This window comes from Sphingomonas sp. PAMC 26617, assembly GCF_000242835.1.
GTDB lineage: Bacteria > Pseudomonadota > Alphaproteobacteria > Sphingomonadales > Sphingomonadaceae > Sphingomonas.
The window spans coordinates 1-2,191 of record NZ_JH594433.1 but is presented as its reverse complement, the minus strand read 5'-3'; the positions used below and the strand labels follow the sequence as shown (position 1 = coordinate 2,191).

3 protein-coding genes are annotated in these 2,191 nt (G+C 66.4%); all 3 read left to right on the top strand.

The genetic code is table 11. From position 1 onward, the window contains the following. Positions 1-280: transposase (locus RH91_RS21155; protein WP_010165478.1), on the top strand; the 280-nt coding region annotated here is incomplete at its 5' end. Further along, complete coding sequence (tnpB, locus tag RH91_RS21150) at positions 277-624, top strand: IS66 family insertion sequence element accessory protein TnpB (RefSeq protein ID WP_029624182.1); 348 nt, start codon at positions 277-279, stop codon at positions 622-624. The genes RH91_RS21155 and tnpB, both read left to right, overlap by 4 nt. Positions 625-727: 103 nt before the next feature. Next, on the top strand, positions 728-2,191 hold a 1,464-nt coding region (gene tnpC / locus RH91_RS21145), incomplete at its 3' end, for an IS66 family transposase (RefSeq protein ID WP_081469626.1).

The following is a 2,191-nucleotide window of genomic DNA, read 5'->3' as shown; positions in this document are numbered from 1 at the left end:
CCGCGCGGCGGTCGAGCGCCACGAGGTCGGCAGCGGCGCGATCTATACCTGGCGCCGGCAAGCGATGTCGGGCGCGCTGACCGGGGTGACTATGCCGTCCCAGCCCAGCTTCGCCGAGGTCCAGATCGCCGAACCGGCAGCGACGTTGCCGGCGCCAACTGTCGCCCAGCCTGGCCTGGGTCGGATCAGGATCGAGCTGCCGACCGGCGTGCGCCTTACTGTTGATGCGTCGGTCGATGCCGACGCGCTGTCGCGGGTAATCGGCGTCCTGGCGCAATGATCCCGCTTCCCCCTTTGACGCGGATATTCCTGGCATGCGGCGCAACCGATATGCGCAAGGGGTTCGACGGATTGGCGGTGCTGGTGCAGCAGGCGTTGCAGCAGAGCCCGCATTCCGGCGCACTGTTCGCGTTCCGCGGCAAGCGCGGCGATCTCGTCAAGCTGCTCTGGTACGATGGCCAGGGATTGTGCCTGTTCTCCAAACGGATGGACCGGGGGCGGTTCGTCTGGCCGTCGACCGCGACCGGCTCGGTTGTCATGACCGCGGCCCAGCTTTCGATGCTCCTCGAAGGGATTGACTGGCGACGTCCGGAACGCACTGTCGTGCCGTCTCTGGCGGGCTAAAAAGCCCTGGATTCAGGCGGTTTTCCTGGCTCGAAGACGCCCGATCTGCTATGTAATCGCGGTGTCGGACGCAGGCTTTCCCCTCCCTGACAAAGACGCTCGCATCGCCGAGCTCGAAGCCGCATTGGCGTCGGCTCGCGCCGATATTTCCGCGCGAGACATCCTCATCGACACGCTGCGCGTACAGCTCGCGCGCCTCAGGCGGATGCAGTTCGGTACCTCCTCGGAGAAGCTGACCCACGAGATCGCGCAACTGGAGCTGGCGCTCGAAGAGCTCGAGGCTGAGGCAGTCGTGGCCAGCATACAGCGCGCCGATCCCGTCAGCGCGGAGCGACCGACGCCCATCCGCGCGCTCCCGGCACACCTGCCGCGCGAGGAGCAGCGGATCGAGCCCGAGCACGGCTGCTGCACCTGTCCCGATTGCGGCGGCGCTTTGCGCCCGTTGGGCCAAGACAGCGACGAGATGCTCGACGCTGTGCCCGTCCAGTGGCGCGTCGTGCGCACCATCCGCCCCAAGTATAGCTGCCGCTCCTGTGACAAGGTCGTGCAGGCCGCCGCGCCGGTGAAGGCGATCGCGCGCGGCAAGGCAACGTTCGCAACGCTGGCCCATGTCGTCGTCGCCAAGTTCGATCATCATCTGCCGCTCTACCGCCAGGCAGAGATGATGGCGGCCCAGGGGATCGAGCTGGATCGTTCGACGCTTGCCGGCTGGGCCGGCCAGGCATCGGCGCTGCTCGACCCGATCGTCAGCCGCATCCGCCAGGTCGGGCTGAGCGCTGCCAAGATCCACACCGACGACACGCCCGTGCCGATGCTCGACCCGGGCCGCGGCAAGACCGCGACCGGCAGGCTATGGGCCTATGTCGTCGATGACCGCGGCTTCAGTGCCACCAGTCCGCCGCTGGTCTGGTATCACTTCACCCAGGATCGCACCGGCGCCCATCCACGAGCCCAGCTTGGCCGCTTCACCGGCTTCCTGCAGGCCGACGGCTATGCCGGCTATGACCAGCTCTACGCCACCAACCGCATCACCGAGGTCGCATGCTGGGCGCATTTCCGGCGCAAGATCTTCGACATCCACACTACCAGTCCGACGCCGCTTACCACCGACCTGCTGACCCGGATCGGCAGCCTTTATAAAATCGAGGATGAGATCCGCGGGATGCCATCAGATCTCCGACGAAGAACCCGGCTGGAGCGCGCAGCACCCGGTATCGAGGCGCTTCGCATCGTCCTCGACGATGCGCTGCGGCGCCTCTCGCCCAAGTCCGAGGTCGCCAAGGCCATCGCCTATGGCCGCAAGCGCTGGACCGCGCTCACGCGGTTCATCGAAGACGGTCGCCTCGAGATCGACAACAACATCGCCGAACGCGCCATGCGGAGCATCGCGATCGGCCGGAAGAACTGGCTGTTCGCCGGATCGAAGGCTGGTGGCGAGCGCGCCGCCGCAATCTATACCGTCATCGAAACCTGCAAGCTCAACAGTGTCGAGCCGCAGGCCTACATCGCTGACGTCATCGCGAAGATCGCGGGCGACTGGCCCGCATCGCGTTGGGATGAGCTCATG